The sequence below is a fragment of the Peribacillus sp. RS7 genome (genome assembly GCF_041956845.1).
Lineage (GTDB): Bacteria > Bacillota > Bacilli > Bacillales > DSM-1321 > Peribacillus.
Map to the genome: position 1 here is coordinate 3,907,666 of NZ_CP168135.1, position 24,844 is coordinate 3,932,509.

Below are 24,844 nucleotides of genomic sequence, written 5' to 3' on the forward strand. Positions count from 1 at the left end.
AAAATATAACAGCAAAGTGACAATTATAAAAGAGGGGGAATATAAGTAATGCAAAAACGTAAATTAGGAAAAAGTGACTTAGAAGTTTCTACTATAGGACTTGGATGCATGGGCATGAGCCATGGTTACGGTCCTGCTTCGGACAAGAAAGATATGATTTACCTGATTCATGAGGCAGTTGACCGAGGTGTTACTTTTTTCGATACTGCCGAAGTATATGGTCCATATGTAAATGAGGAGTTGGTAGGAGAAGCGCTTGCTCCTTTCAAGGGAAGAGTGAATATCGCGACTAAATTTGGTATCCAAATGGTAAATGGCAAGCAGGTGCTTGACAGTAAGCCGGAGCGTATTAGGAAATCAATCGAAGGCTCGCTTAAACGGCTTAAGGTTGACACTATTGATCTTTACTATCAGCATCGGGTGGACCCAAGTGTTCCGATTGAGGAGGTAGCCGGAGTAATGCAAGACCTAATCAAGGAAGGTAAGATAAAGCATTGGGGGCTTTCTGAAGCAGGGGTTGAAACGATTCGTCGTGCACACTCGGTTTATCCACTCACTGCCATTCAAAGTGAATACTCAATGATGTGGAGAAGTCCTGAAGATGAACTACTGCCTACCCTTGAAGAGCTTGGAATCGGCTTTGTTCCTTTCAGTCCGTTGGGTAAGGGATTCCTTACTGGGAAAATTAATAAGGATGCAACGTTCGGTAGTTCCGATTTCCGCAGCATTGTTCCTCGCTTCAAACCTGAGAATATTGAAGCAAATCAGGTATTGGTCGAACTGATAAAGAAGATTGCTGTAGGAAAAGATGCAATGCCCGCTCAAATCGCATTAGCATGGGTACTTGCTCAGAAGCAATGGATTGTTCCGATTCCCGGTACGCGGAAATTGGAGCGTCTCGAAGAAAATCTTGGGGCAGCTGATGTTGAGCTGACCCATGAGGAATTGAATGATTTGAACAATGCGCTATCGAAGATCGAGATTTCGGGAGACCGCTATCCGGCAGAATACGCAAACAGAGTAGGTAAATAAAGATATTCAATATGAAAACAGGAGGATTTAATATGCAAAACGTAATTTTGAACAATGGTGTTGAGATGCCTATACTAGGTTTTGGGGTTTTTCAAATACAAGATGAAAAAGAATGTGAACAAAGCGTTTATGACGCTATTATGGCAGGCTATCGTCTTATCGATACTGCTGCCTCTTATCTGAATGAAGAAGCAGTCGGCAGAGCAATCAAGCGGAGTGGTGTGCCGCGAGAGGAATTGTTTATTACTACAAAACTATGGGTTCAGGATGCAGGTTATGAGAGTACAAAGAACGCATTCACAAAATCACTGAAAAGACTACAATTGGATTATTTGGATTTGTATTTAATCCATCAGCCATTTGGGGACGTTTTTGGTTCTTGGCGTGCAATGGAGGAATTGTACAGTGAAGGAAAAATTAGGGCAATTGGAGTTAGTAACTTCCAAATGGACCGTCTAGTGGATTTGATTGTCCACAATGAAGTAATTCCTGCCGTAAACCAGGTTGAAACTCATGTTTTTAATCAACAAATAGAAAGTGCGAAACATATGAAAGAGAACAATGTTCAGATAGAGTCGTGGGGTCCATTTGCTGAAGGGAAAAATAACATGTTCCAGAACGAAATATTAGTGTCCATAGCCGAAAAATATAATAAAACTGTTGCACAGGTGATTTTACGTTGGTTGACACAAAGAGGAGTCGTTGCGATTCCAAAGTCTGTTCGTAAGGAAAGAATCATCGAAAACTTCAAAATCTTTGACTTCGAATTAGGCCAAGAAGATGTGGAGAAGATTGCTAGGTTAGATACGAAAAAGAGCTTGTTCTTTTCTCATAACGATCCTGAAATCGTGAAATGGATTGGTACTCGTAAACTTGATATTTAACGCTCTCTTCCAAAGTGAAGTGAAGAAATAGTCGATTCCTTTTAGGAACTTCGGCATTTCTTCGTTAAAACATTAGGATAGGGGTTGTAGTTTGTAAATGACTGTACTTAAACTATCAGGTGCTTGGTTTATAGGGCATAAAGGAAGACCACAATAAGTGGTCTCTTTTGTTGGTTTAAAGTCAATAATGATTAACAAAACCTTGTTTTAAAAAATAATCTTAACCTTCTTAACTACTCTGTAATATCAATATCTTCGTTATAAATCAGATGATCAATACGAAAATCCTTACTAGCATAGTTACTTTTAATCTGCTTATTCCATTCGTAAGCTGCAACTGTCACATTTGGGTCTTTCTTAAAATCTGAACTTCCACTTTGCAAAAATTAGTTTCTTTGGCATGCAAGTACACCTTTATATTAATGTTCATTTTTTTTCCTCTTTTCCGTTTTCATTTAAATCAAAGTTATAATTTGTTCATTCGCACACCAGTAGTCCAATCGCGGCATTTACCCCATGATACTTTTTTTAATTATGCCGGATACCCCAATAACCCCATATTCATTAAGTGCAAATTACATTGAATGAGGGTAATAAAAGAAGATTCATACATATGTAACGAATGGAACTTTTCTTGGTAAAATTACTAGTGTGCCACTTTGTTAACGGCGAACTTGTAATATATTGTATATAATGGTAGATTAATGTAGTTGCTTCATAGGAAGGGAGCAAGTTAAAAAGATTTTACGTTTATTGTATGTTGTTTTACTTATATCTGTATTTGGTTTTGGTTCAGAAACGGAATAGCAGAGGAAGTAAACGTAAAACAGATGATGAAGGGTCTTCATTAAAAAGAATCCTTTCTATATAAAGGATCGTTTCAATCGTAGCATCAAGTAGAAAAATACTTACACCATCTATTAGTTTTTCAGGCGAGGGGAAAACAACTAAACTTTCAAAAGGTTCTGGAGGACAGGTTAAAACCAAATATAAGAAGTCCACTATCGTGGAACCATTTTTCTAAAAAAACTTTTGTAAAAAATGAGATGATAAGATGAAGAAACACATATTATTATTTATTGTTTTATTAATCGTTTCCTATTTCTTTTTAGACTTCACTATTAATAAATCTATTTTGTATTCAATTATTATGGTGATTATTGTTAGTTTGATTTATTTTTTTGATAAGCGTAAAAATAAGGAGTAGCTTTTAAAAAAATACTCTAAAAAGTTTAAATAAAGAAGTAGCTATTGGCTACTCTTTTCAGACTGTAGACAAACTCGATGAAATCGAGTTTGCCTACATTTTTTTTATGGGTGTACAATTTAGACGTTGATTTCCGCTCCAGGCACTAGCTTTCCACGGGCGGTCCGCCCTCGGGTGCCTTTTTGCGCCTGCGGTGTCTCCCCTGGACGCGCTTTTCCCGCAGGAGTCTCGCACACCCGCTCCAATCAACTTTGTTTTAACTTTTAGATAGAACCCTTTTGCCTAAAGTCTTTATTGTTTTAAAATAGAATTAAAACTTGAGGTGATGAGGATGCTTTCTAAACATGATTCTATTCAACGAGATCAACTTGAAATGATTACTTTAGATCAACTGGTGCCAGCGAACCATTTGGTTCGTAAAATTGAGGCTGCCATTGACTTCTCTTTCATTTATGATTTGGTGAAAGATATGAAATTATTATGACCATTATCAAAATAAAGAAGTAGATACTCAAGAGTTTGTAAGATTTTTAAAATACTATTTGAACTTAAAAGATGACGTCTATTTTAAAGATTGGATTTTATTAGATGAATAATAACGAGAAATTACATTAAAGTCATTTAATATATCTCATTTATTTCCTTATTCAACTAACAGGTCGTTAGCTGAGTAAGGATTATTTAAATAATCAAACTTTATTCCAAAGCTATAATAACAAAAAAACAGCATGACGATGCTTTTGAGAATACAAGGGCTAATTTCTTTAATTTTTGTTTAACTGAATACGATTATATGGACCTTTATTGACTGTTCCAAGAGTCCTTTTCCATAAGGACTCTTTCTGTATAATTTCAGAATCCGTTCCTTCTAAAAACTCAATCACGGAAAAGAGAATAGAATCATATCCATTTTCTAAAACATATAAATTAAGATGGTGAGCATTGCCAAGAAACTCCAAATGAGCCATCCATCTACCAATAATGCCACCTGTTCCATAAGCACTTCCAATGTATCGGCTTTTGCCATCTCCAGATCTTTGAATATAAACTCCATTTTGACCCAAAACTTGTTTTAATTTGTTTTCTTCTGAATTATCTTCCCAAATGGCTATGACCTCTTTCCAAGTGTAGGTTTGTCCTAGTACCTCTTCCAAGGCTGTATCTACATCCGGTAAATCTAATCCTTCAAACTTTGATGTACGAGCATGTCTACTGGTTGCTTTACTTTCTTTTATTATTTCTTCGGAGGCCAAAATTTCCGCAATTTTTGTTGTTAATTGAAGGTAATCATCTGTTATGTAATCAACAAATAAGGTTGTATTTTTCTTAAATCCCGGTAGTGATTTAAGCATTGTTTTTAGGCTTTCATTTATATCAGGTGCATGGTATATTCTAAAAAAATTATTGGCAGCGGTGTTCCATAACTCAAATGATCTAATTTTGTAGATGTTTGTCTTTACGCGGTATGCTACCCAGGGAGTAGGTTCAGAAGTATGGTCATCCCTTAGTTTTAATTCAAACATGCCTGCAAGCCCGCTCGTAACAAGAATTGGTTCTAATACGTCAAACATAACCTTCCACCTTTAATTTATGTAATGTCTTTCCGTTGATAAGTATAACAAACAATTAGAATGAACTTAAAATACCCCAACAAATTTGTTGGAGCTTAGTCATCTTCTTCAATGGAGAAAGAATGCATTATCTTTTTTTATAGGACCTTTCAGGATAGAGGTTTTTATTTCGAATTACTGTATAGCTACTTTAATTTTTCCTGATTGGCACACTACATTACATACCTAAGAGAATATTTAATATTAGTGCGCTAAAAGATTATATTGAGTTGATAACTTTGTTTATTTCTCCTTTGCAATTGCACAAAACAGAGCAACCCTTCGGGGATATTGATTTTATACCTGAGTTGAAGGTATCTCCATAATCGTTCATGTACATTATTTAAAAGTACATCCATATGCTTGTATACCTTGTGTTTTTGTCTACTTGATTGCGCGTACATAATTTTCTCTCTGTACATTAATAGCAGATGTTGACGGGATTTATTGTACAAATATTTCTCAATGATAATAAATATGGAATTAATGGACCCATGCGGCTAGGGACAAACGCCACCAAACTGCGAATAATAAAAATCCATTTAGGGAATATATGGTATATTAATTGCAAATTGTGAAGAATTGTACTTACACTAACGTGGCAGTTTTATGGAAGAAGGAGTTTGTGTATTATTTGTAGAAGTTTAAAAAGGGAATTTCTCTGAACGACATAATTTTTATTTTAGGAGGGAACACCATGGAAGTTTTTGCGGAATTTTTAGCGCATATTGATAACAAGCAACATCGGGACCGAACGGAAGAAGTTTTGGCTTGGGTATCTAAGAAATTTCCAAATTTAAAGCCGAAAATTGCGTGGAATCAGCCTATGTTTACCGATCATGACACATATATTATTGGCTTTAGCGTAGCCAAACATCATTTGGCTGTTGCCCCTGAAAAGACAGGGATTGATCATTTTTCTGATGAAATTGTGCAGGCTGGCTATGATCACACCAAACAGTTGGTACGTATCAAGTGAGATAGTCCGGTTGATTACTCATTACTTGAAAAAATGATTGAGTTTAATATTTTCGATAAGGCAGACTGTTCAACTTTTTGGCGGAAATAAATTATGAGCTTAAAAGCAACCACTTTTTTGATTGCTTTAATTTTAGGATTTGATTTTAAAACCGTTCCCAAAGCAAATGAAATGTATCGGGAGTCGGGTTATTAAGGGTGGGCGATCGCTACCCTATTTTATTTTCGTTCGGCAAAAGTCAAATGTGCTGCAGCAGAAAGAAAAACGTGGAATTTGTCAACGGTAAATGGCTGAACGAAGGGAATTTAAGGAGTGGATGAATTCGCTCATCCCGAACCCTAATACAAATTAGTTCCGAGGGATGGTAGTTATACAAACCGGATTGAACACCATTTATATGTGTGTGATAAGATAGTGACGAATTAGCTAAACATATAGCATTTCGAAATTATTGCGGGGCGATCTATTTTCTTATTCAACTATCGGGCAGATTAGCGACATTAGCTCTCTGTAACTTTCCAAGGCTGGTCCGCTTGATATGACATCAATTAATCTCCCGTTATAAAGGCATTGGAGAAATTGAGAATGATCATTCTTGTCTGACAACCGATCGAAAAATTGAAGTGGGGTGTTCCTTGATGACAAATAGTAGAATGAATCCTAAGGTTGATGAATATTTAAGTAAAGCTAAAAAGTGGCAGGAAGAATTTGAGAAATTGAGAAAGATCATTCTTGACTGTGAGCTGACCGAAGAATTTAAGTGGATGCATCCTTGTTACACGTTTGAGAAAAAAAACATTGTATTAATACATGGATTTAAAGAATATTGTGCGCTTCTGTTTCCCAAAGGATCTTTGTTACAGGATGCCCATGGGATTCTAATACAACAAACGGAGAATGTACAGGCGGCGCGCCAGATTCGGTTCACCAATGTTCAAGAAATAGTTGAAATGGAAACCATCTTGAAAGCGTATATTTATGAAGCCATTGAAGTTGAAAAATCTGGTTTGGAAGTTAATTTTAAAAAGAATGCAGAATTCATAATTCCTGAAGAATTTCAAATTAAATTCGATGAAATCCCTGCCTTGAAAACTGCTTTTGAAGCATTAACGCCGGGACGGCAAAGAGCATACATTCTTTATTTTTCTGCACCCAAACAATCCAAAACTCGAGTGTCAAGGGTTGAAAAATATATGCAGCAAATTCTCAATGGAAAGGGATTAAATGATTAATTTATTCGATGAGAAAATAAATTAATCAAACTTTAAGAAATTACCACAATTTGCGTTCATTCGAACTCCTTTTTGAATCGCAGGTAACACTCAATCATATAATTTGATCCGTAGAGTATAAGCAAAATACGTGTACCAGGCTTACGCATTACCAGCTAAGAAAAGAAAAATACTGCACACAAAAGTGTACCCTTTGGCTTTTTGCTGAACTAACGGGGGCTGGGCAATTAAATGTTACGTTCCGTAAAAAAAATCAGCTAACTTAAATTAACGGCATTTATTCCACTATCTAATGAGATGCTAAAAGTTGGTCCTGTGTGGGGTGAACGGTATGTCCGCACGATGATTAAAGAGGAAATGGTCAGTTGGTCTTGAACGCAGATACGTTACTGGTACTGGATCAGGTATGCCTATTGGTTTATTGAAGGATCTAAAATGTGGGACAAATGGGGATGGCGTACAAGAGGTACAGAGCCGGCATTATATATTAATTCCAGAAAGCTAAAAAGAAAACAGCCGATAAAAAGGCAGGTAAAGCTACTTTCACTATATTGTTTACAGCATGAAAAAAATCCCTCTCCAAATGGAGAGGGATTTTTTTTGTTATATCATACTTTTGTTGTATATCCTTATCGTTCTTGTAGTCCTATAATCTCGTTTAATTGAGTATAAAGAAACCTATTTAGTAGGTAAGTATGGGAAAATCTCATATTTCCATCAGTTTAAGTTTTTTGCACCAAAACCACTCATTCTGCAATAAAATTACGCTCTAATTTAATATAGATTATAAAATGAACGTTAATAGATGAATTTTTGTAAATAAATTATAAAATAATCATCAAACAATACATATATTATTAGAATTTTCAGTATACAATGAATGTTAAATAATGAGGAGGTCTATAAAATGAAAGCGAATACAAAAAATAAAATAGTTCTTGGATGAAGGCGTTACATGGGTATCAGTCCATCACGGCGGCGGAGTCGGGGTTACTCTTTTACATGCAGGAGTGGTTATTGTGGCAAACGGTACGAAAGAAGCAGAGTCACGCATTGAACCTTGTATTGACCACAGTTTCGTATGGGTTGTAGTGCGTCACGCTGATGCCGGATATGAGCTGGCAAATTAAAACAACGTGAAAAAGGAATTAACATTCCAATGCTTGATACATGAACTGATCAGGTATGATCGAAGAAACGGCAATCAACGTGGCTTTGCCCGTTTGAGCGTCAAGAATTTACCCAGCATGAATTATATAATAGGGGGAATAATTATGGGATCACCAAATGTGGCGACAAATACGAAACAAGAGAAGCCGCAAATTCAATCAACTACGAATATATTGAAGTTTATTATATATAGTTTAATAGGAAGTTTTATGTTTTTTATTCCTATTACCATAAATGATGTTTCAAGCATACCAATTGATCATATAGTAACATGGATCAAAGTAACCTTGCCGTCAGCCGTTCCTGTTTATGCTCTAATTGTCATTCTATTAGGAGCTGTTTATCCATTCATTTCAAAAAGCTGGAGAAAAGATAAGGTATCAATAGTTTTTTCTTTCTTAAAAGTAATAGGCGCTGTTGTTGCGATCTTAATATATTTCAAGATTGGACCTGAATGGTTAATGGTCCCAAGTATGGGTCCTTTCCTTTTCGAAAAACTTGTCATACCTGTTGGACTTGTCGTTCCCTTTGGTGCTATATTTTTGGCGCTACTCATTGGATACGGGCTTCTCGAATTTTTGGGTGTACTGATGCAGCCAATCATGAGGCCGATATTTAAAACGCCAGGGCGCTCAGCGGTTGATATGGTTGCTGATTTAGCTGGAAGCTACTCGATTGGTATGCTTATTACGAATCGACTATATAAAGAAGGTAAATACACCCTTAAAGAAGCTGCTATTATTGCAACCGGTTTTTCAACCGTTTCAGCAACGTTCATGATCGTTGTAGCAAAAACTCTTGGGCTTATGGACTTATGGTCCCTTTTCTTTTGGGTTTCTTTAGGGATAACGTATCTTGTCACTGCTATTACCGTACGTATTTGGCCATTAAATAAAATGAGCGACGATTATTATTCGGATAATGCGGATCCAGAAGAAGTAATCAAAGAAGGACTTTTCCGAAATGCCTGGAACAGTGCGATGATAGGAGCAAACAATTCCGTAAGTCTTGGCAGGAATTTATGGGAAAACTTAAAGGACGGTTTTCTTATGACAATGAGCATTCTACCGTCCATTTTATCCGTTGGTCTCATCAGCCTTGTATTAGCGGAGTATACTCCGCTATTTAATTTACTTGCCTATCTTTTTTACCCATTTACCTGGGCATTACAAATACCTGAACCATTTTTGGCTGCAAAAGCTTCAGCTATAGGAATTGCAGAAATGTTCCTGCCGGCGCTTCTTGTAGTTAAAGCACCCCTAGTAACTAAGTTCATTATTGCCGTGGTATCTGTATCATCCATATTGTTCTTTTCAGCGACGATACCTTGTATCCTATCAACTGAAATCCCAATCAGCATTACGAAGTTGGTTGTAATCTGGTTTGAACGGACGCTCATCACGCTAATTATTACTGCACCTATCGCAATATTGCTGCTTTAGTAAAAATCAACGAAATAAATATATGGGAACTTATTCGATCACAAGTCGAACATATGCAATTGTATTATAAGGTCGACCAGTAAAAGATAGTTTTTACTCGAAAGGGAAATCAACCTGTAGGATATACATGGCATCACCACGAAAAAAACTGCTCATACTGGCGGAAAGTCAAATGAATGAAGCACGCTTAAAAAGTGTGCTTTATTTACTAATCACATACATGAAGAAACCATTTCGGATCAGTACTATTTTCGCGCATCTTTTAAATTTCTGATCTAGTATTAATTCTTCACCCATATACGTCACATAATAAAACTGGAATGGCTTTTTCAAATATTCATGCATATGGAGAACGGGGAAACAAATTGAAAGGAGTTAGGAGAAAACGGCTAACTAAAAAACCCTCACAAAAACGGAATGTGAGGATTTAAAGGTTATCGAACTGTTAAAAAACATGAAACTAAAAGGAAAATCACCCTCACTGATAACTGAATTTTCTGATTTCTAACCCAATAACAACAGAGACTACTAGTAACTATTAAAATAAATCAATAGAATATGCATCTATTTTTCTGGGGTCTTTTTCTTTTAATAATCTCATTTCCTCTGTTTTCATTCCAAGTTCTTTACATGCTCTAGGGACCAATTCAAGAATTTCATCATTGGCGATTTCATAATTATAGGTTGATTTTAATGAATGTCCTAGTTCTATAGTGCTGATTTTGTTGAATTTTTCACCAACTATAATCATATCGTATTTTTTGGTGATCTTTTTCCAAGATTCTTTTGAATCTATTGTTAAAGCAGATTCTCTTACCTCAATTAATACTTCGGTAATTTTTTTAAGTTTAACCATGTTTTAACACCTCCTATAAAATATCATGGGTCTATTATACCGTAAATGTAGGTGAGTAAGTTGAAAAACACTTCTATTGTATGATGGTAACTTATCGTACGTAAGTAGGGGTCAAAGATATTCGAAGAGCGGTTGAAGCAGGTTAGTAAGCTTTGCGGATAAAAGTAAAAAGGATGCCATGTATTTGAAAAAGGATAATTACTGCGGTAGTTGTGGAAAGTCTCCCCTAATAGCCTTTCTCGTTGATTCGTGAACAACATCAATTAGTAAAGTAAACTTCTCATACCATCTTTGACGAAACAACCAGTAAATCAGGCAAAGCGTTTTTATTTAACTCCTTGACCTTCTTCTTGAAGTTCTACGTTAAGTGAAACTCGGTCGATTGCATTTGCAATGGTTGTATTAGTCCAAGGAAAGCATTTCCACAGACAATAAAGGTTTTTTTGTAATCGGAAAAATTAACTATATCCCTTGTTTCGTAAGCTCTTCGGATTGGTGTGGAATAATCAGAGGAGTTGGATTGTATTACCCCATAATAGATTGGCAATAACAAAGTATATGACAACCTCTCTTTGTCATACCATTTAGAAAAAGATAAGGGTGTGACAATGCTGAGTAGGGAAAAAAACAATCAAATCGTTATTTATATAATAAAAGGCTCAACAATTAAAAAATTTTTAATCCTAGATCTAATTATTGGATCAGGAATTTTTTATGTAGTCAAATATATTTCTTCAAGCGTATTAATAGCGAGTGTGAGCAGTTTTATTGGAACAGAAGGAATTAAAAAGGCACCGAAAGTTCTAAAAAATGCAATTGAATTAATAACAATGGACTAGATGTTAGGAATAAATATAGACCTTGCCTGTTGCAAAGTCCAAAAAATTTCGAGTAGAAGGTGAGATAGGGAAATTTCCAAATTCGATAAAAAGCAGAAATAAGGAATCTGAATTCATGTTTGATTTAAAATTAAACAAAGAAACCTCAAAGAAAATTCAATTTAAGTAATTGCCAATCAACAACATGTATCAATTGGATCGGATGCACGATCAGCCAATCTGAATTTATGTGCAATGTGGATATTGTACCGAATGATTCTGTAAAATAAACTGCTTCTCAAAAAAAAATTCCGACATCTCATGTATTGCCACATACACACAGCACATGTGGAGTAGCAGTATTCACTACTTGTAAGGAAAAATTAATGCGAAAGATGTATTTATGAAACAATAAAGTGGTAACTAGCTCAAAGCTTATATTTAATTACGTATGTGCCAAGTTTGAGTTATACTAGTAAAAAACATCCGTCTAGGATAGATGACAGTAAGCTTCTTGAGTGAAATACATAAAAAGGATTGGTGAATAAGAATGGCAATAGTTGATGTAACGGTTATTCCAGTTGGTACACAAACTCCAAGTGTTAGCAGCTATGTGGCAGATATTCAAAGAGTATTAAAGGAATATGAAAAAAAGGGAGAAATTCGTTTTCAACTGACACCAATGAATACAATCATTGAAGGCGACCTGCCTAAATTGTTTGAAGTGATCCAAGCGATGCACGAAGTACCTTTTGAAAAAGGTCTTGCTAGAGTTTGTACGAATATCCGAATCGATGACCGTCGTGATAAAGAACGCAAGATGGAAGACAAAGTAAATCGAGTGAAGGGCATGCTTGAGGAATAACAGCTTCTATAAGGGTCTCCAGTAAATGGTTAAAAAACAGGAGAACTGAGCATTAGATAGAATAATACTTCATAGGATAGTTAGTCCATTATGAGAGCTGATTTTTTGACTAGGGGGACTGTGGGAACCATGGGAATCCTTAAGAGACATGGAATTCGAGACTTGTGGACTTGACAGTCAATTGGGGGCTGATTATGCTATGAAGTATGTTCCGGACACAGGTTACCCATGGTAACGCGAACAATAAATGTCCATGTATTAATAGCTTTAAAGCCTTGGTATTACTGAGTGTCTCAGTTACCAAGGCTTTTTATATAATGAAAGGGAACCAACAGGCTGCCCACATGCATGCTATTTCGTATTTTTATTGGCATAACCCATGTATTTTGAATATCCATCCTCATTTTTTTTTCTTCGAGTTCCTTAGGCACCTGCTGTTGTTCGCATCCTGCCGTGCCCAAGCGTATATATTTCATGCTATGAGAATAGGTAGTGATAATGACAAATGAGGCTCAAAAAAAGATGAAAAAGAACAGTAGTGTAGATAAGAATCTATAAAGGACAATTGTTTGAAAAGTGGTTCCAGTATTTATTCTATATTCACTGAAAATTATAAACGTTCGCCATAAAGTTCTTTTTCTTCATTTGGATGAAAAAGAGTGAATCCTTTTGAGCAAATCACAAACCTTCTATCTATCTCGAATCCAGCCATATTCAAAATTTCAACTGTCCCATGTGAACCAGTTCCAGCATACCCGCAACTACAACCAGATAGGTGTAGCTCATTTCCTTTTTTGTCTATAAGGATGAGGTCGCTATCGACCAAAATATTGTCGTCATTAATTTCTTTAACAATTTTTGCAATTTTAAAACGGTCAAATTGGTCTTTAACTGCTTCGAATAACACAATACTTTTATTGGTAACACCACGGTCTTCACCGTAATCTTTTATGACCAATACTTCCCGCTCATATGATTTCTTATATAGATGGTACTTTTGGTAAGTGACGTCATTTATTTTACAAATAGTTGGAGTATTACTATTCAGATTTCTATTCGTAGATTTATTAAACATTGGACCCCTCCTAAATAGTTTTTTTATTAAGTTTATTAGGAGAAAAAGAGATTAGTACAAAGAACCTGCTAAGGAGCAAAAATATTTTTTATTTCTGATTCTCGTTTAAATATTTGAAAAGAATAATTAAAAGATAATGAAGAATTAATGGGATTGGATCTTGAGCTGTGAGGAGGATGTATGATTGAGTCAAAATTAAAAAGCACCAAAAAAGGTGCTTCCTAGTTATAAATCTTTTTAAAGTAATGAACAAACATTATGTTCATGACAATTTCGACTATCGCAAACATAATAATATCGATCAAATTAGTTTCATCCAGGGAATGATAAGGTGCGAAAAGTTCAATATATGTATAACCTATGATAAATAAAGGTATTGACCATAAAATGCTCCTTAAAAATAGTGGAATCGTTAAGCTAAAAAGGGGTAAGAAAAAATCTAAATCTTTTCTACTTCTATTTTTATAAATAATGATTAACAGATAGAGTGCAATCACATTGATAATTGTAGTCAAAATAAGATCAATAACATCATACGTATTCATAGATGAAGGATTATAAACTCCAGGCAGTGAAAACACTGTAAGAGCAACTAGTACCCAAAAAGTTATCCGGTACCTTTTCCTTTGTTGATCAGTTATTGTTCCTTCCTGTAAAGCCATGACGAGTTTATTAATATTCCAGATATACATTGTTGTCTCCTTATGTAGTAGATTATCAGACTAATTATAGGTTAGGGTTCAATGAAAAGCCATCTTTATCAAGATAGTAGGAGAAGGTCTTCAGATAATCGAAGCTCCCAATAAATAATTACGAATAAAGGAATTTTAATCAATTAACCTAATTGGACTCTACTGAACGTATACATCTATTATGATTCAATCTAATTAGGAGGGAATTATGACAAAACATCATAAAGTGAAACCCTATTTAACGACACGTAGTTTGCTACCGGAAAATCAGGAGACACCCATTCAATTCATCAATAATGATAGTATGGAAAATCAATTATTTTATAGAAGGAACCACTTTTCATATCCGACTCTTTCCTATTCAAACTATTGGCTCCCCATAACTGGGCAAGTTTCAGCTCCATTACTTCTGTCTATACAAGACATTCTTCAATACCCCTCAAAAACGGTGGAAGTTGTCCTTGAATGTTCGGGAGACAAGCGTAATCTCTTCGAACCTAAAATATTTGGAGAACAATGGGGAAAGGGAGCAATTAGCCAAGGCATATGGAGGGGTGTACCCTTACGGACCTTACTTGAACTATCTGGAATTGGAGAAGGGGCAAAAGAAGTTGTCGTGGAGGGTTATGATTATGGAAGCAGAACCGATCTAGATGAGGTTTACACCTACACTAGGAGTTTGCCTATCGAGAAAGCACTGCACCCGGATACCATTATTGCATATGAGTATAATAACCAGCCAATTCCTTTTAAACATGGTTATCCATTGAGGTTAATAGTTCCGCAGTGGTATGCAATGGCATCCGTTAAATGGATAAAACAAATAAGTGTTATTAATTCTAATTTCACTGGCCCTTTTCAAACAATTGATTACATGTATTATCCAAATAAAGACAATGACCTAGATGCATTTCCAGTCACTACGATAAATATAAATTCGACTATACAAAAACCGCTGGATATGGAAATTTTAAATACTGGTAAGCATTCAATAAAAGGGATTGCATGGACAGGAAAAGGAGTTATTACAAAGCTGGAAATAAGTATTGATGGTGGAAATACATGGAGAAACGCCGATATTTCACCTGGTAAGAATGTAGGTTATGGATGGGTTACTTGGTCATTTGAATGGAATATATTAGAAAAAGGTGAATATACGATAATATCTAGAGCAACAGATTTATTTGGTCAAATTCAACCTTTATTACCTTTTTGGAATGAAAAGGGTTATGGGTATAATGCGATTGATAAAATTCAGGTTAAGGTAGAATAAATAGAAATTCATTTTAAAGAAATCTGTCTAACCTTTTAACTAACGCCGTTCTTGAATCATGTGGGTTATTGTTATCTGATTGAAAAATGTTGGCAAACTATTAGCTGTTTAACTCAATAAGAGAATTAATCCATCTCCCGTAATTTTTAAGCAGTTTGTTTTGAGGTAAATACTTATTAAAATTTTGTTGGCAAAGTAAGAAAAATATCATTTTTCTCCTTTTGGGAAAAATAACCTCGTTGTTAAGTTATGGTTATTCCTTTATAATTTTCTAGAAACATAGAAATGTTATGAATAGGAGAAAAGTATGAAAAAACTGTTGACCATTTTACTTTCAATTACGATGTTAATTAGCTTATTCCCACAATTAACATTGGCAGCACAAAGCAAAAATTTTGAGCAAGAACTTACAAAGTATTTAAAAGAGGTAAGCCATGTAAGGGGCTTTGAAGTGACGAAGGATGATATTGAAAATTCTCTTTCTTATTACGATGAGGGTATTGAAAACTTTCAATCTATTGATGATCTTAAAGATGCTTTAGGCGAAGTTATTAAAGCGGATTTAAGTAATTTAGATGCCATTTATGAGGATAATAACCTAACCCATGAAGGCCTAATTAAACTATTACACGAAAATGGCGAAGAACTTGACGATTATATCTTTATCTGGAACCTTGATGAAGCTGTATATTTCTATGCAGAAGAGGGAGATTTTGAACGCGATCCAAACTTTGACCAGGAATTAGTCAAATATTTAGCCAGGGTTAGCAAGGAAAGAGGTTTCGAAGTAACAAAAGAAGACATTGAAGCGTCATTAGACTTATATGATTTTAGCACGGAAGAATTTGAGTCTGTCGAAGAGCTTAGCGAATTCTTAGGTGACGTCATAAAGGCAGACCTAAGCAACTTAGATTATTTTAATGAGGCTTATGGACTGGATAAACAATCCCTGCTTCAAATGTTAGAAGAAAATGGTGAAGATATTAACGATTATATTTACATAGATAATCTTGAAGAAACTGTTTGGACCCTTACTGGTGGGGAGTTGGAAGGTGAAGTTGTCGAGGATCTGCTTCCTATTTTCGAAGAAGAACTCGGTCTTACGGAAGAGGAACTATTGCGACTTGAAGACCATTTAATGTCTTTGGAAGAGCATCTTTCCGATCCGGCAACAGTCGAGCGACTTGAAGAATTGGGCAACCGCATGATGGCTTTTGAGGAATTTGAAGTAGCAACGGAGCTTACAGCTGAGCAGATAGCTGAAATGGCATCTATCTATGAAGAATTACTTTCTATCTTTAAGCTAAAAGTATCCTATTCCCTTGTGAAAAGTGGCACGGAATCACCTGTATCCCTTTTGGATTTAATGAAATTGGAAGAGTTGAAGGGTGCTAACCTGAAAATAGCGATATACACAACTGACGGGAAGTTCTTAGCCGATCTTTTAATTACGGGTGATATGGTCGATTCTAACACTGTTACTAATGCAGGCCAACAAATAAAGGAATCTGCTAAAGAAGTGACAAAGACGATTGAAAAGGCACCAGTTGCTAAACCAGTTAAACAAAAGATCATCAGCACTCATAAGAATTCGGAACATCAAACGGTAAAAGGGGCTAAACTTCCAAACACCGCTTCCGATTATATCCCTAATGCCCTTTTAGGACTGTTCATTGTCTTGTTCGGAAGTTTGATGTATCGAAAAATCAGGAAAGCTTAATATGAAACAATTTAAAAAAAAGCGGTTGCTTCTGCTTGCTTGTTCTATTGTTATCATTTTATTTGGGGTTTGGTTCTCCACAACTAATATGTATCAGTTTGCAAAAGGATACTTTCTTTACAAGACTCACGCTCCAAGTAGCCAAGTAAAAGAAGCAGAAACAGAAACAGAAACAGTGCAGAAACCACCAAGTAAGAAAGCAACAACGAAGGAGCTTTATCCTGTCCGGCCTAAAACAGGTGAAGAAATTGGGGAACTCTATATCCCAAAATTAAAAGCGAAACTACCTATTTTTCATGGAACAAATGAGGATGAATTGGAGAAAGGCGTTGGTCACTTTGCAGAAAGTGTGCTACCAGGTGAAAATGACAATTCCGTTCTTTCCGGTCATAGAGATACGGTATTCCGTAAACTCGGGCAAGTAGGCGAGGGAGATTTGTTGATTGTAAGAACATCTGCAGGAGAGTTCACATACAAAGTCAACAAAGTTCGAATTGTGGATGAGGATGATCGAACCGTAATCGTACCAAAACCACGAGCAACGCTTACCGTCAGTACCTGCTATCCCTTTGATTTTATCGGATCAGCACCTGAACGCTATATACTTGTCGCTTATTTATCTTCAAAAACAGGAAGTTAAGATTTTTAATAACACCTAATGGTCTGAAAGATAAGCAAGAGTCCCAATAATGTAAATCTTATTGGGACTCTTTTAGTATCCAATTCTCCTTAAATGTGTAGGAGGTTGCCAATTTATTATACTGTTACGCTATTCTTATTACTTAATGAAGCGGATTTTACTTTTTTGTGATGGAAAATATAAGAGCCGGCAATCAAAATATATCCAATAATGAATAGAAGCCATTCACTGGCAGGGTCGCCCACTGATATGCTTGAATACATAGCACCAGTCAAATCAAATACAAAACCGGCATAGGCCCATTCCTTAATTCTCGGAAAACCAGGAATAAGTATCGCCACGACACCTAATAATTTGGCAATACCAAGAAAGGGTAGAAGGTAGGTAGGATAACCTAAATGATTAAATAAAGCGACTGCATCGGGAACAGACATTATATCCGGAATGGAACCTAAAACCATTAATGCCGCCAAAAGCCCTGTGAAAATCCAGTATATAATATTTATTTTTTTCATTTATTATTCATTCCCTCCCTGAGATTGACATGTTAATCATATTCCACTTCCCTTTTATTAATGCAGTCTATAAAAAAATAATTGAACTTCAACAATCGTGACGCGATTCTTTAAGAATCGCTTGACTGTAGGCTAACTCGAAGAAAAACGAGTTTGCCTGAAGTTTTTTTTCATTAAAAACGTTTCAGTTGATTTCAGAAACGTGCGAAATCATGGGTGCAGCATGAATTCACGAGTAAATAGCTCAAACTCACGAGTAAAATAGCAAAACTCACGGGTAAAACAGCAAAATTCACGAGTAAACGCGCGAAATCACGAGTAAACGTGCGAAATCATGGGTACAGCACGAATACACGAGTAAATAGCCCAAACTTACGAGTAAAACAGCAAAAATCACGAGTAAACTGCACGAGATAACGAGTAAACGTGCGAAATCATGGGTACAGCACGAATTCACGAGTAAATAGCTCAAACTCACGAGTAAATAGCTCAAACTCACGAGTAAACGTGCGAAATCATGGGTGCAGCACGAATACACGAGTAAATAGCCCAAACTTACGAGTAAAACAGCAAAAGTCACGAGTTAACGTGCGCGAAATCATGGGTGCAGCACGAATTCACGAGTAAATAGCCCAAACTTACGAGTAAACCGCACGAAATCACGAGTAAACGTGCGAAATCACGGTTGCAGCACGAATACACGAGTAAATATGCTGAATTCACGAGTAAATAGCTCAAACTCACGAGTAAATAGCTCAAACTCACGAGTAAAACAGCAAAATTCACGAGTAAACGGCGCGAAATCACGAGTAAACGTGCGAAATCATGGGTACAGCACGAATACACGAGTAAATAGCTCAAACTCACGAGTAAAACAGCAAAATTCACGGGTAAACGGCGCGAAATCACGAGTAAACGTGCGAAATCATGGGTGCAGCACGAATACACGAGTAAATAGCCCAAACTTACGAGTAAACGGCACGAAATCACGAGTAAACGTGCGAAATCACGGTTGCAGCACGAATACACGAGTAAATATGCTGAATTCACGAGTAAAAGTGCGACTGTCTGCCCCAAGCCTCCTCGCAGCAAGGGTCTCCAGTTATTCGGTAATAGTGTCGCAAATTTCTTCAATCTAGTGAGGGTTGCATAAAACAGTAAACATGAAGTAAAGCAATTACACCGGTTTTTCTATGAAGGTATAAATTATTCATCTCTTTGGCAACCAATTATTATAGGTCTTTTACTTGCGATTGTCGGGGTTGGTATGGAATATTTCATATAAAAAAACGGAACTTTATGGATAAGTGTTGGAGCGGATTTTGTAGCTACCGTTTTGATTGTGTATTTTCTTTCTAATCTTTTATGGAATGCTTCCATCACTTTCATAGGAGCAATTATTGTAGGATTATTACTTGGTGTAATAGAATACTTTACTCACAGGTTTTTAATTACATCAGGGAAAGTCCAAAAGTCCACCGCTTGCAGGTAATTTTGGAGTTTTCTTTTTTGTAAAAGGCAGTGGATAATTTAACCACTGCCTTTTTGATGTGATTTTAAGAATGTTGCATGATTAGCTTTGCTGCTTTTATCCCTGAAGTGTTGGCAGAAATGAATAGTGTAACATTGCGAACACTGTATTTGACCTGTTGCAGCCCTGTAGGCATGGCTTTATCTTATAAAAAAATTTATTGACTTAAAAGAATTGATTAAAATGACGCATATCCCGACACAGGAAATCGTGAGGATGGAATACATTAACTTTAAGTCGTTCAATATAATAATTCCCGCAATTACTATTAGTGTATCAATAATGAAAATAACTATTCCAGGATTAGTTGCTGTGGATTTTGAGATTAATAGTGCTAGCAAATCCACTCCACCGGGGCTAATATGTTGTCTCAGCATAAAGCCAACACCAATCCCAATCGTCATTCCACCGATAATGGCACTCGTAATGATCGGTAGATGAACCAAACCGTTTAGTGGTGTTAGCAAATCAATAATGGTTGAAGTAAAAGCTAACCCCAATATGGCATTAAAGAAATAAGACTTATCGTATAGAAGAGATAGAAGGTATATGGGAATGTTGATCATGATCATGGTATGCCCAACCTGGATACCCCAAACATATTTGATTAACAAACTTATTCCAAATATCCCGCCATTTATTATATGAATGGGGATTATAAAAAGGTTAAGACCAATTCCAATGCAAAAACTTGAAAAAAGCAGAGTAACAAACTTTTTCATAAAAATATTCCCCTTGTCCGAATCATTATCTTAAAATATATGAGAGGAATTTAAATATATACTTAGCTGACTGGAAATTACGATTGCTATTTGTATATTGTTGGCTTTGTTTTTCAGATGATTTTCTGAAATTTTGCTGAGTTCAGCAGGATTAAAATAAAGGCCGTCTCCTTGAGACCATGTAATCAGGGCAAAAATAAGAGACACTCATAAAAAGGTGTCCCTTATTCAGTAATTATATGTCTTAATGGGGCAAGTCCGTAAATAAGAGGATGTATTTAACCTTGGAAACTAGGTTAGGTTTAACTTTGCTTATTCAAGCTGATTTTTTTTGATAGACGATTTGTGATGGTATCTTCTTGTGGTGAAGTTCGCCGTATGAAAAAGGCCAGTATGAACGCAACTATGGTTAACCATGTAGCTATCATGAATGCATCATCTACTCCCATTACGCTTCCTTGTTTAATGGCCATGGTCATTTGAGATGTATTTTCTGGTGATATGTTTCTTTGAGTTAAAATTTCCTGTACATGTTTCGTTCCCTGATTTGTCATGATAGACACAAAGAATGCCATGCCAACGGCACCTGCCACCATTCTCAACGTATTGACCATGGCTGTTCCATATTTATTCAGGCTAAGTGCCAATTCATTTAATCCAGCTGTGAAGATAGGCATCATCAGTATCGACATGCCGAACATTCTAATGGTATATACCCACACCACATAAGAATAAGACGTATCTGTTTCAAGCCGTGTTAAAAGATAGGTTGTAATAATAGTGATGGCAAGTCCGCTTACCGCAAGCCATCTCGCACCAAATCGATCAAACAGCTTACCTGTGATAGGAGACATGATTCCCATTAAAATACCGCCAGGCAATAGCATGAGACCGGATTCCATCGGGGTGAACCCACGGATATTCTGCATATAGATTGGCATGATGATCATTCCAGAGAACATACCCATAGTCGCGATGATGTTGATGATTGTCGTTAATGTGAACATTCGGTAACGAAAAATTCTAAATTCCAGAATAGGATGCTTTACAGTAAATTGCCTCCAGACAAATAAAGCTAAACTGATTCCTCCAACAAGGAACATGGTCAGGACTTCGAAACTGCCCCAGCCCTTGGTACCGCCTGTAGCAAATCCGTATAGAACTCCGCCAAATCCGATAGTGGATAGGATTACACCCGTTTTATCGAGTTTGGGTCTGCTAGTATTCCCTACTTTTTTAATGATGAAAATTGCAAATATAAAGTCAAGAAGGGCAAATGGGAAAATGATGAAAAACAGTACCCGCCAGGAATAGTTTTGTATGATCCATCCTGATAACGTCGGTCCCACGGCTGGTGCAAAATTCATGGCGATACCAAATATACCCATTGCAAAACCGCGTCTGTTAGGAGGGAATAAAGTGAAAATTACATTTGTAATCAAAGGGAATAAAATCCCTGCACCTGCAGCTTGAACCACACGTCCGATCAATAAGACAGAGAAGCTAGGGGCAACTCCACATAGAAAAGTTCCTAAAGCAAAGAGTCCCATCGAAGCAAGATATAATTGCCTTGTGTTGAATCGTTCCATTAAGAAAGCTGTAATCGGTATGACAATCCCATTGACCAGTAAAAAGATAGTTGTAAGCCAATTAGCTGTTGCAGCTGATATTTCAAAATGATTCATTAATTGTGGCAATGCGATATTGATTAGAGTCTGATTTAAGAAAGCGACCAGAGCACCAGCCAGCATCACTGCAAACATGGGGCCTGTACGAACTTTAGTGATTGCTGTTTTATCGTGATTCATTATTATGGCACGTCCTTTTGTTGAATTAGTACATATTGTATTTCCTGCTATATTTTCAAGTAAAACAACCTATCTTTTCCAATAATATACACCATCTTAAGGTGTATAACCTCTATTACGGCTTTTGAAGGTGTTTTTTCTTTTTTTTCACAACTCACAGGGACAATATTTAAAGGTGAATTCTTTTGGATGTTGTTAAGAAAATATCAGGAAATAAAGGTGATAAATCAGAGGAGTGATACGATTTTTATTTCGCTGCAGTAACGGTTCGAAAGCTCATTTAAAAGTCCGTTCAATTCGGCCAAAGTCATGGAAAACGAATCAAAAGAATTATTTCAATCAATCTAAACACATTCTAACATATTTAGTGAAAAATAATTAATTGGTATGAAGGCGTGATTAAAATCATGCCTTTTAACGCATTTTGAGAATCAATTTATTTTATTTAAATATTCAAAATATTAATTGCAATCTTTGTATTGATTAATTATAATACAAAGCATAACAAATAAAAATATATTTATTAAAGAGGAGGTGAAAGAATTGAATATTGCAGGGATGAATATCACTTTTAGGCATTTCCCTTTTCACTATTTTTTGGATTGTATGGACAGCCTTGAGATTAATAGTATTGAATTATGGGGTGGGGAGCCACATCTGTATGTTTATCGCAACATTCTGGGAAATATAAGAAGTTTGAGAAGGGAAATCAAATCAAGGAATATGAAAATCATCTGCTATACTCCAGAACAATGTATCTATCCTTATAACATTGCATCCTCAGATGCTCATTGGCGAAAAAAAAGCATTGAATATTTTATGGAAAATCTATACGCTGCCCTGGAGTTAGATACAAACATGATGCTCATTACTTCTGGAATAGGAGACTTTTCTGTCACTAAGGAGGAATCATGGAAGTATGCAAGTGACTCAATCTATCAATTATCCAAAGTAGCTGAGATGGAAGGCTTGATTCTTGCTTTAGAGCCATTAACTAGGTATGAAACCAATCTAGTTATCGACTCTATAGGGCAAAAGAAAATGTTAGAGGAAATCCAATCTTCTTCATTAACAGGAATGATCGATACAGTTGCAATGCAGCTTGCAGGTGAAACACCTGATGACTACTTTTCCATCCTTCCAGAATTAAGCCATTTTCACCTAATAGACGGAGACGGTCAATCAGATGCTCATTTGGCACTGGATGATGGGGTTTTAAATTGGAGAGAATACTTAACAAGCCTTCAGAGCCACAGTTACAAAGGGACATGTACTCTAGAGATCATGGGATCAAATTATTATCATAATCCAAATGATGCAATCATGAAATCTATTAAAAAAGTAAGGGAATTGGGAATTTAATCATCTGATTTGGAGGAACTCTTTATGAGTAATGGCTCACTTACACGAAAACTGGGTTTTTGGTCTGCTCTGGCGATCGCTGTTGGAACTACTATAGGATCAGGTATTTTTGTCTCATCTGGTGATGTTGCAAAAGCTGCGGGTACCCCTTCCATTTCCATTCTAGCTTGGATAATAGGCGGGGTAATTGCCATTCCGCAAGTAATGGTATTGGCAGAGTTATCGACAGCATACCCCCAAAATGGAAGCGGTTACGTTTACTTGAATAAAGCTGGGTGGAGACCTCTAGCCTTTCTATATGGATGGGCTACGTTCTGGGCGTTGGATCCTCCATCCATATCGATTATGGCTTTAGCGATTGTTTCATACTTAGCAACCTTTTTTCCATTCTTCTCTGGAATGGCCGGGAAATTATTGGGTATTGCGATCATCCTGATCATCACATCTATTCATTATCGAAGTGTGAAAGAAGGCGGCCTTTTCCAAGTCATTATCACGGCTATTAAAATCATTCCTTTCCTGATTGTCATTGTCCTAGGGTTAATGTATATGAACTTCGATAATTTTGCTTACACTCTCGGACCTGGTGCTGAAAAGACAAGTTTAATAGGTGGTGTATCCGCAACCACTTGGGCATATACGGGGATGGCAGCGATTTGTTTCATGGCTGGAGAGTTCAAAAACCCAGGGAAAATACTTCCACGAGCACTTATTAGTTCGGTTTTCATTGTGTTGGCTTTGTATACGTTGCTAGCGGTTTGTGTCATCGGCTTGATGCCATTTGATAAATTAATGAACTCAAATGCTGCTGTTTCTGAAGCTGTTAAGTACATTCCAGGACTATCTGATATTGCATCATCATTTGTGGCCGTTACGGCTATTATTGTTATCTTGGGTTCACTGAGCTCTTGCATAATGTTTCAGCCTCGCCTTGAGTATGCAATGGCAAAGGACGGACTATTCTTTCAACGCTTTGCAAAAGTCCATCCTAAATATGAAACTCCAAGTTTCTCCATCATCATTCAGATTACGTATGCATGCATTCTTGTATGCTTTAGTAATTTAACGGTATTACTTGGATATTTCACACTCATTCAATTGGTTATTAACATCATGGATTTTGCGGCAGTATATAAATGTCGAAAAAGGGAGGATTATAACCCAATCTATCGTATGCCAATGTGGAGATTAACGACGATTTTAGCCATTCTTGGAGCGTCATGGCTGGCCTGGGGAACATTTACTTGGGCACCTATCCAAGGAGTGATTGCAGCATTGATTGTTATCGCAACAGGGCTACCAGTTTACTATTATTGGGAAAGGAAATATGGAACAAAGAATAAAAACGACAGCGATATAGTGGCTTAGCAGAATGATTGAAAGAAGTTTGACCTATATGACAAACTTCCTT

Annotated in this window: 22 protein-coding genes and 5 pseudogenes; 17 read left to right on the forward strand and 10 right to left on the reverse strand. The window is 36.3% G+C overall.

Annotation, left to right across the window (positions count from 1 at the left end; genetic code table 11):
- Positions 1 to 48: 48 nt before the first annotated feature.
- From ACDZ29_RS19625 to ACDZ29_RS19635, 3 genes and pseudogenes are all read left to right on the forward strand, one after another.
- Positions 49 to 1,032: an aldo/keto reductase gene (locus ACDZ29_RS19625; RefSeq protein WP_375088395.1), complete on the forward strand. Its 984-nt coding sequence runs from the start codon at positions 49 to 51 to the stop codon at positions 1,030 to 1,032.
- A gap of 32 nt (positions 1,033 to 1,064) precedes the next feature.
- The gene (locus ACDZ29_RS19630) at positions 1,065 to 1,916 is read left to right on the forward strand and encodes an aldo/keto reductase (protein ID WP_370014471.1); all 852 of its coding nucleotides are present in this window, start codon (positions 1,065 to 1,067) and stop codon (positions 1,914 to 1,916) included.
- Positions 1,917 to 3,454: 1,538 nt separating this feature from the next.
- Positions 3,455 to 3,592: pseudogene (locus ACDZ29_RS19635) on the forward strand (IS5/IS1182 family transposase); the annotation flags it as partial.
- Positions 3,593 to 3,887: 295 nt separating this feature from the next.
- Here the strand turns inward: ACDZ29_RS19635 and ACDZ29_RS19640 are convergent.
- A complete protein-coding gene (locus ACDZ29_RS19640) occupies positions 3,888 to 4,694 on the reverse strand; it encodes a GIY-YIG nuclease family protein (RefSeq protein WP_375088396.1) in 807 nt (268 codons plus the stop codon).
- Between the two features lie 736 nt (positions 4,695 to 5,430).
- Here ACDZ29_RS19640 and ACDZ29_RS19645 point away from each other — a divergent pair.
- From ACDZ29_RS19645 to ACDZ29_RS19670, 6 genes and pseudogenes are all read left to right on the forward strand, one after another.
- Positions 5,431 to 5,802, forward strand: a pseudogene (locus ACDZ29_RS19645) (iron chaperone).
- A gap of 261 nt (positions 5,803 to 6,063) precedes the next feature.
- Positions 6,064 to 6,164 (forward strand): annotated as a pseudogene (locus tag ACDZ29_RS19650) (GrpB family protein); the annotation flags it as partial.
- A 186-nt stretch (positions 6,165 to 6,350) separates the two neighbouring features.
- Entirely contained in the window at positions 6,351 to 6,944 is a 594-nt protein-coding gene (locus tag ACDZ29_RS19655) for a YdeI family protein (protein WP_375088397.1), read from the forward strand.
- 221 nt (positions 6,945 to 7,165) lie between these two features.
- Positions 7,166 to 7,374: pseudogene (locus tag ACDZ29_RS19660) on the forward strand (phage major capsid protein); the annotation flags it as partial.
- A gap of 517 nt (positions 7,375 to 7,891) precedes the next feature.
- Positions 7,892 to 8,118, forward strand: a pseudogene (locus ACDZ29_RS19665) (urocanate hydratase); the annotation flags it as partial.
- 100 nt (positions 8,119 to 8,218) lie between these two features.
- Positions 8,219 to 9,556 carry a YjiH family protein gene (locus tag ACDZ29_RS19670; protein ID WP_375088399.1) on the forward strand — a complete coding sequence of 446 codons (1,338 nt, stop codon included), beginning with the start codon at positions 8,219 to 8,221 and terminating at the stop codon, positions 9,554 to 9,556.
- A 538-nt stretch (positions 9,557 to 10,094) separates the two neighbouring features.
- Here ACDZ29_RS19670 and ACDZ29_RS19675 read toward each other — a convergent pair.
- Positions 10,095 to 10,412, reverse strand: a complete 318-nt coding sequence (locus tag ACDZ29_RS19675; RefSeq protein WP_289324474.1) for a hypothetical protein — start codon at positions 10,410 to 10,412, stop codon at positions 10,095 to 10,097.
- Positions 10,413 to 11,020: 608 nt separating this feature from the next.
- Here ACDZ29_RS19675 and ACDZ29_RS19680 point away from each other — a divergent pair.
- Both ACDZ29_RS19680 and ACDZ29_RS19685 read left to right on the forward strand, forming a co-directional pair.
- Entirely contained in the window at positions 11,021 to 11,251 is a 231-nt protein-coding gene (locus ACDZ29_RS19680; protein WP_289324475.1) for a hypothetical protein, read from the forward strand.
- A gap of 529 nt (positions 11,252 to 11,780) precedes the next feature.
- On the forward strand, positions 11,781 to 12,095 hold the full coding sequence (locus ACDZ29_RS19685) for an MTH1187 family thiamine-binding protein (RefSeq protein ID WP_375088400.1): 315 nt from the start codon (positions 11,781 to 11,783) through the stop codon (positions 12,093 to 12,095).
- Between the two features lie 610 nt (positions 12,096 to 12,705).
- On the opposite strand, the gene ACDZ29_RS19690 is transcribed toward ACDZ29_RS19685, so the two are convergent.
- Both ACDZ29_RS19690 and ACDZ29_RS19695 read right to left on the reverse strand, forming a co-directional pair.
- Complete coding sequence (locus ACDZ29_RS19690) at positions 12,706 to 13,170, reverse strand: hypothetical protein (RefSeq protein ID WP_289324477.1); 465 nt, start codon at positions 13,168 to 13,170, stop codon at positions 12,706 to 12,708.
- A 221-nt stretch (positions 13,171 to 13,391) separates the two neighbouring features.
- A complete protein-coding gene (locus ACDZ29_RS19695; RefSeq protein ID WP_289324478.1) occupies positions 13,392 to 13,862 on the reverse strand; it encodes a hypothetical protein in 471 nt (156 codons plus the stop codon).
- Positions 13,863 to 14,166: 304 nt separating this feature from the next.
- Here ACDZ29_RS19695 and ACDZ29_RS19700 point away from each other — a divergent pair, with 304 nt between their 5' ends.
- From ACDZ29_RS19700 to ACDZ29_RS19710, 3 genes are all read left to right on the forward strand, one after another.
- Positions 14,167 to 15,135 (forward strand): sulfite oxidase, encoded by a 969-nt coding sequence (locus tag ACDZ29_RS19700; protein WP_375088401.1) that lies wholly within the window; start codon positions 14,167 to 14,169, stop codon positions 15,133 to 15,135.
- Positions 15,136 to 15,442: 307 nt separating this feature from the next.
- Entirely contained in the window at positions 15,443 to 16,855 is a 1,413-nt protein-coding gene (locus tag ACDZ29_RS19705) for a processed acidic surface protein (RefSeq protein WP_289324480.1), read from the forward strand.
- A gap of 1 nt (position 16,856) precedes the next feature.
- Positions 16,857 to 17,495, forward strand: a complete 639-nt coding sequence (locus ACDZ29_RS19710; RefSeq protein WP_375088402.1) for a class D sortase — start codon at positions 16,857 to 16,859, stop codon at positions 17,493 to 17,495.
- Between the two features lie 116 nt (positions 17,496 to 17,611).
- Here the strand turns inward: ACDZ29_RS19710 and ACDZ29_RS19715 are convergent, their stop codons facing one another.
- The 4 genes from ACDZ29_RS19715 to ACDZ29_RS19730 all read right to left on the reverse strand — a co-directional run bounded on the left by ACDZ29_RS19715 (position 17,612) and on the right by ACDZ29_RS19730 (position 19,399).
- Positions 17,612 to 18,010 (reverse strand): DoxX family protein, encoded by a 399-nt coding sequence (locus ACDZ29_RS19715; RefSeq protein ID WP_370014480.1) that lies wholly within the window; start codon positions 18,008 to 18,010, stop codon positions 17,612 to 17,614.
- Positions 18,011 to 18,302: 292 nt separating this feature from the next.
- The gene (locus ACDZ29_RS19720; RefSeq protein ID WP_375088403.1) at positions 18,303 to 18,590 is read right to left on the reverse strand and encodes a hypothetical protein; all 288 of its coding nucleotides are present in this window, start codon (positions 18,588 to 18,590) and stop codon (positions 18,303 to 18,305) included.
- Complete coding sequence (locus ACDZ29_RS19725) at positions 18,587 to 19,087, reverse strand: hypothetical protein (RefSeq protein ID WP_375088404.1); 501 nt, start codon at positions 19,085 to 19,087, stop codon at positions 18,587 to 18,589. Before ACDZ29_RS19725 ends, ACDZ29_RS19720 begins: the two co-directional genes overlap by 4 nt.
- 129 nt (positions 19,088 to 19,216) lie before the next feature.
- Complete coding sequence (locus ACDZ29_RS19730; protein ID WP_375091235.1) at positions 19,217 to 19,399, reverse strand: hypothetical protein; 183 nt, start codon at positions 19,397 to 19,399, stop codon at positions 19,217 to 19,219.
- Here ACDZ29_RS19730 and ACDZ29_RS19735 point away from each other — a divergent pair.
- Complete coding sequence (locus ACDZ29_RS19735) at positions 19,353 to 19,502, forward strand: hypothetical protein (protein WP_375088405.1); 150 nt, start codon at positions 19,353 to 19,355, stop codon at positions 19,500 to 19,502. The two genes, ACDZ29_RS19730 and ACDZ29_RS19735, sit on opposite strands and share 47 nt — an antisense overlap.
- Before the next feature lie 179 nt (positions 19,503 to 19,681).
- On the opposite strand, the gene ACDZ29_RS19740 is transcribed toward ACDZ29_RS19735, so the two are convergent.
- Positions 19,682 to 20,263 carry a YitT family protein gene (locus tag ACDZ29_RS19740; protein WP_375088406.1) on the reverse strand — a complete coding sequence of 194 codons (582 nt, stop codon included), beginning with the start codon at positions 20,261 to 20,263 and terminating at the stop codon, positions 19,682 to 19,684.
- Between the two features lie 302 nt (positions 20,264 to 20,565).
- Entirely contained in the window at positions 20,566 to 22,071 is a 1,506-nt protein-coding gene (locus ACDZ29_RS19745; protein ID WP_375088407.1) for a DHA2 family efflux MFS transporter permease subunit, read from the reverse strand.
- 543 nt (positions 22,072 to 22,614) lie between these two features.
- On the opposite strand from ACDZ29_RS19745, the gene ACDZ29_RS19750 reads away from it, so the two are divergent.
- Together ACDZ29_RS19750 and ACDZ29_RS19755 are read left to right on the forward strand one after the other, a co-directional pair.
- Complete coding sequence (locus tag ACDZ29_RS19750) at positions 22,615 to 23,433, forward strand: TIM barrel protein (RefSeq protein WP_375088408.1); 819 nt, start codon at positions 22,615 to 22,617, stop codon at positions 23,431 to 23,433.
- Positions 23,434 to 23,457: 24 nt separating this feature from the next.
- Complete coding sequence (locus ACDZ29_RS19755; protein WP_375088409.1) at positions 23,458 to 24,801, forward strand: amino acid permease; 1,344 nt, start codon at positions 23,458 to 23,460, stop codon at positions 24,799 to 24,801.
- Positions 24,802 to 24,844 lie beyond the last annotated feature (43 nt).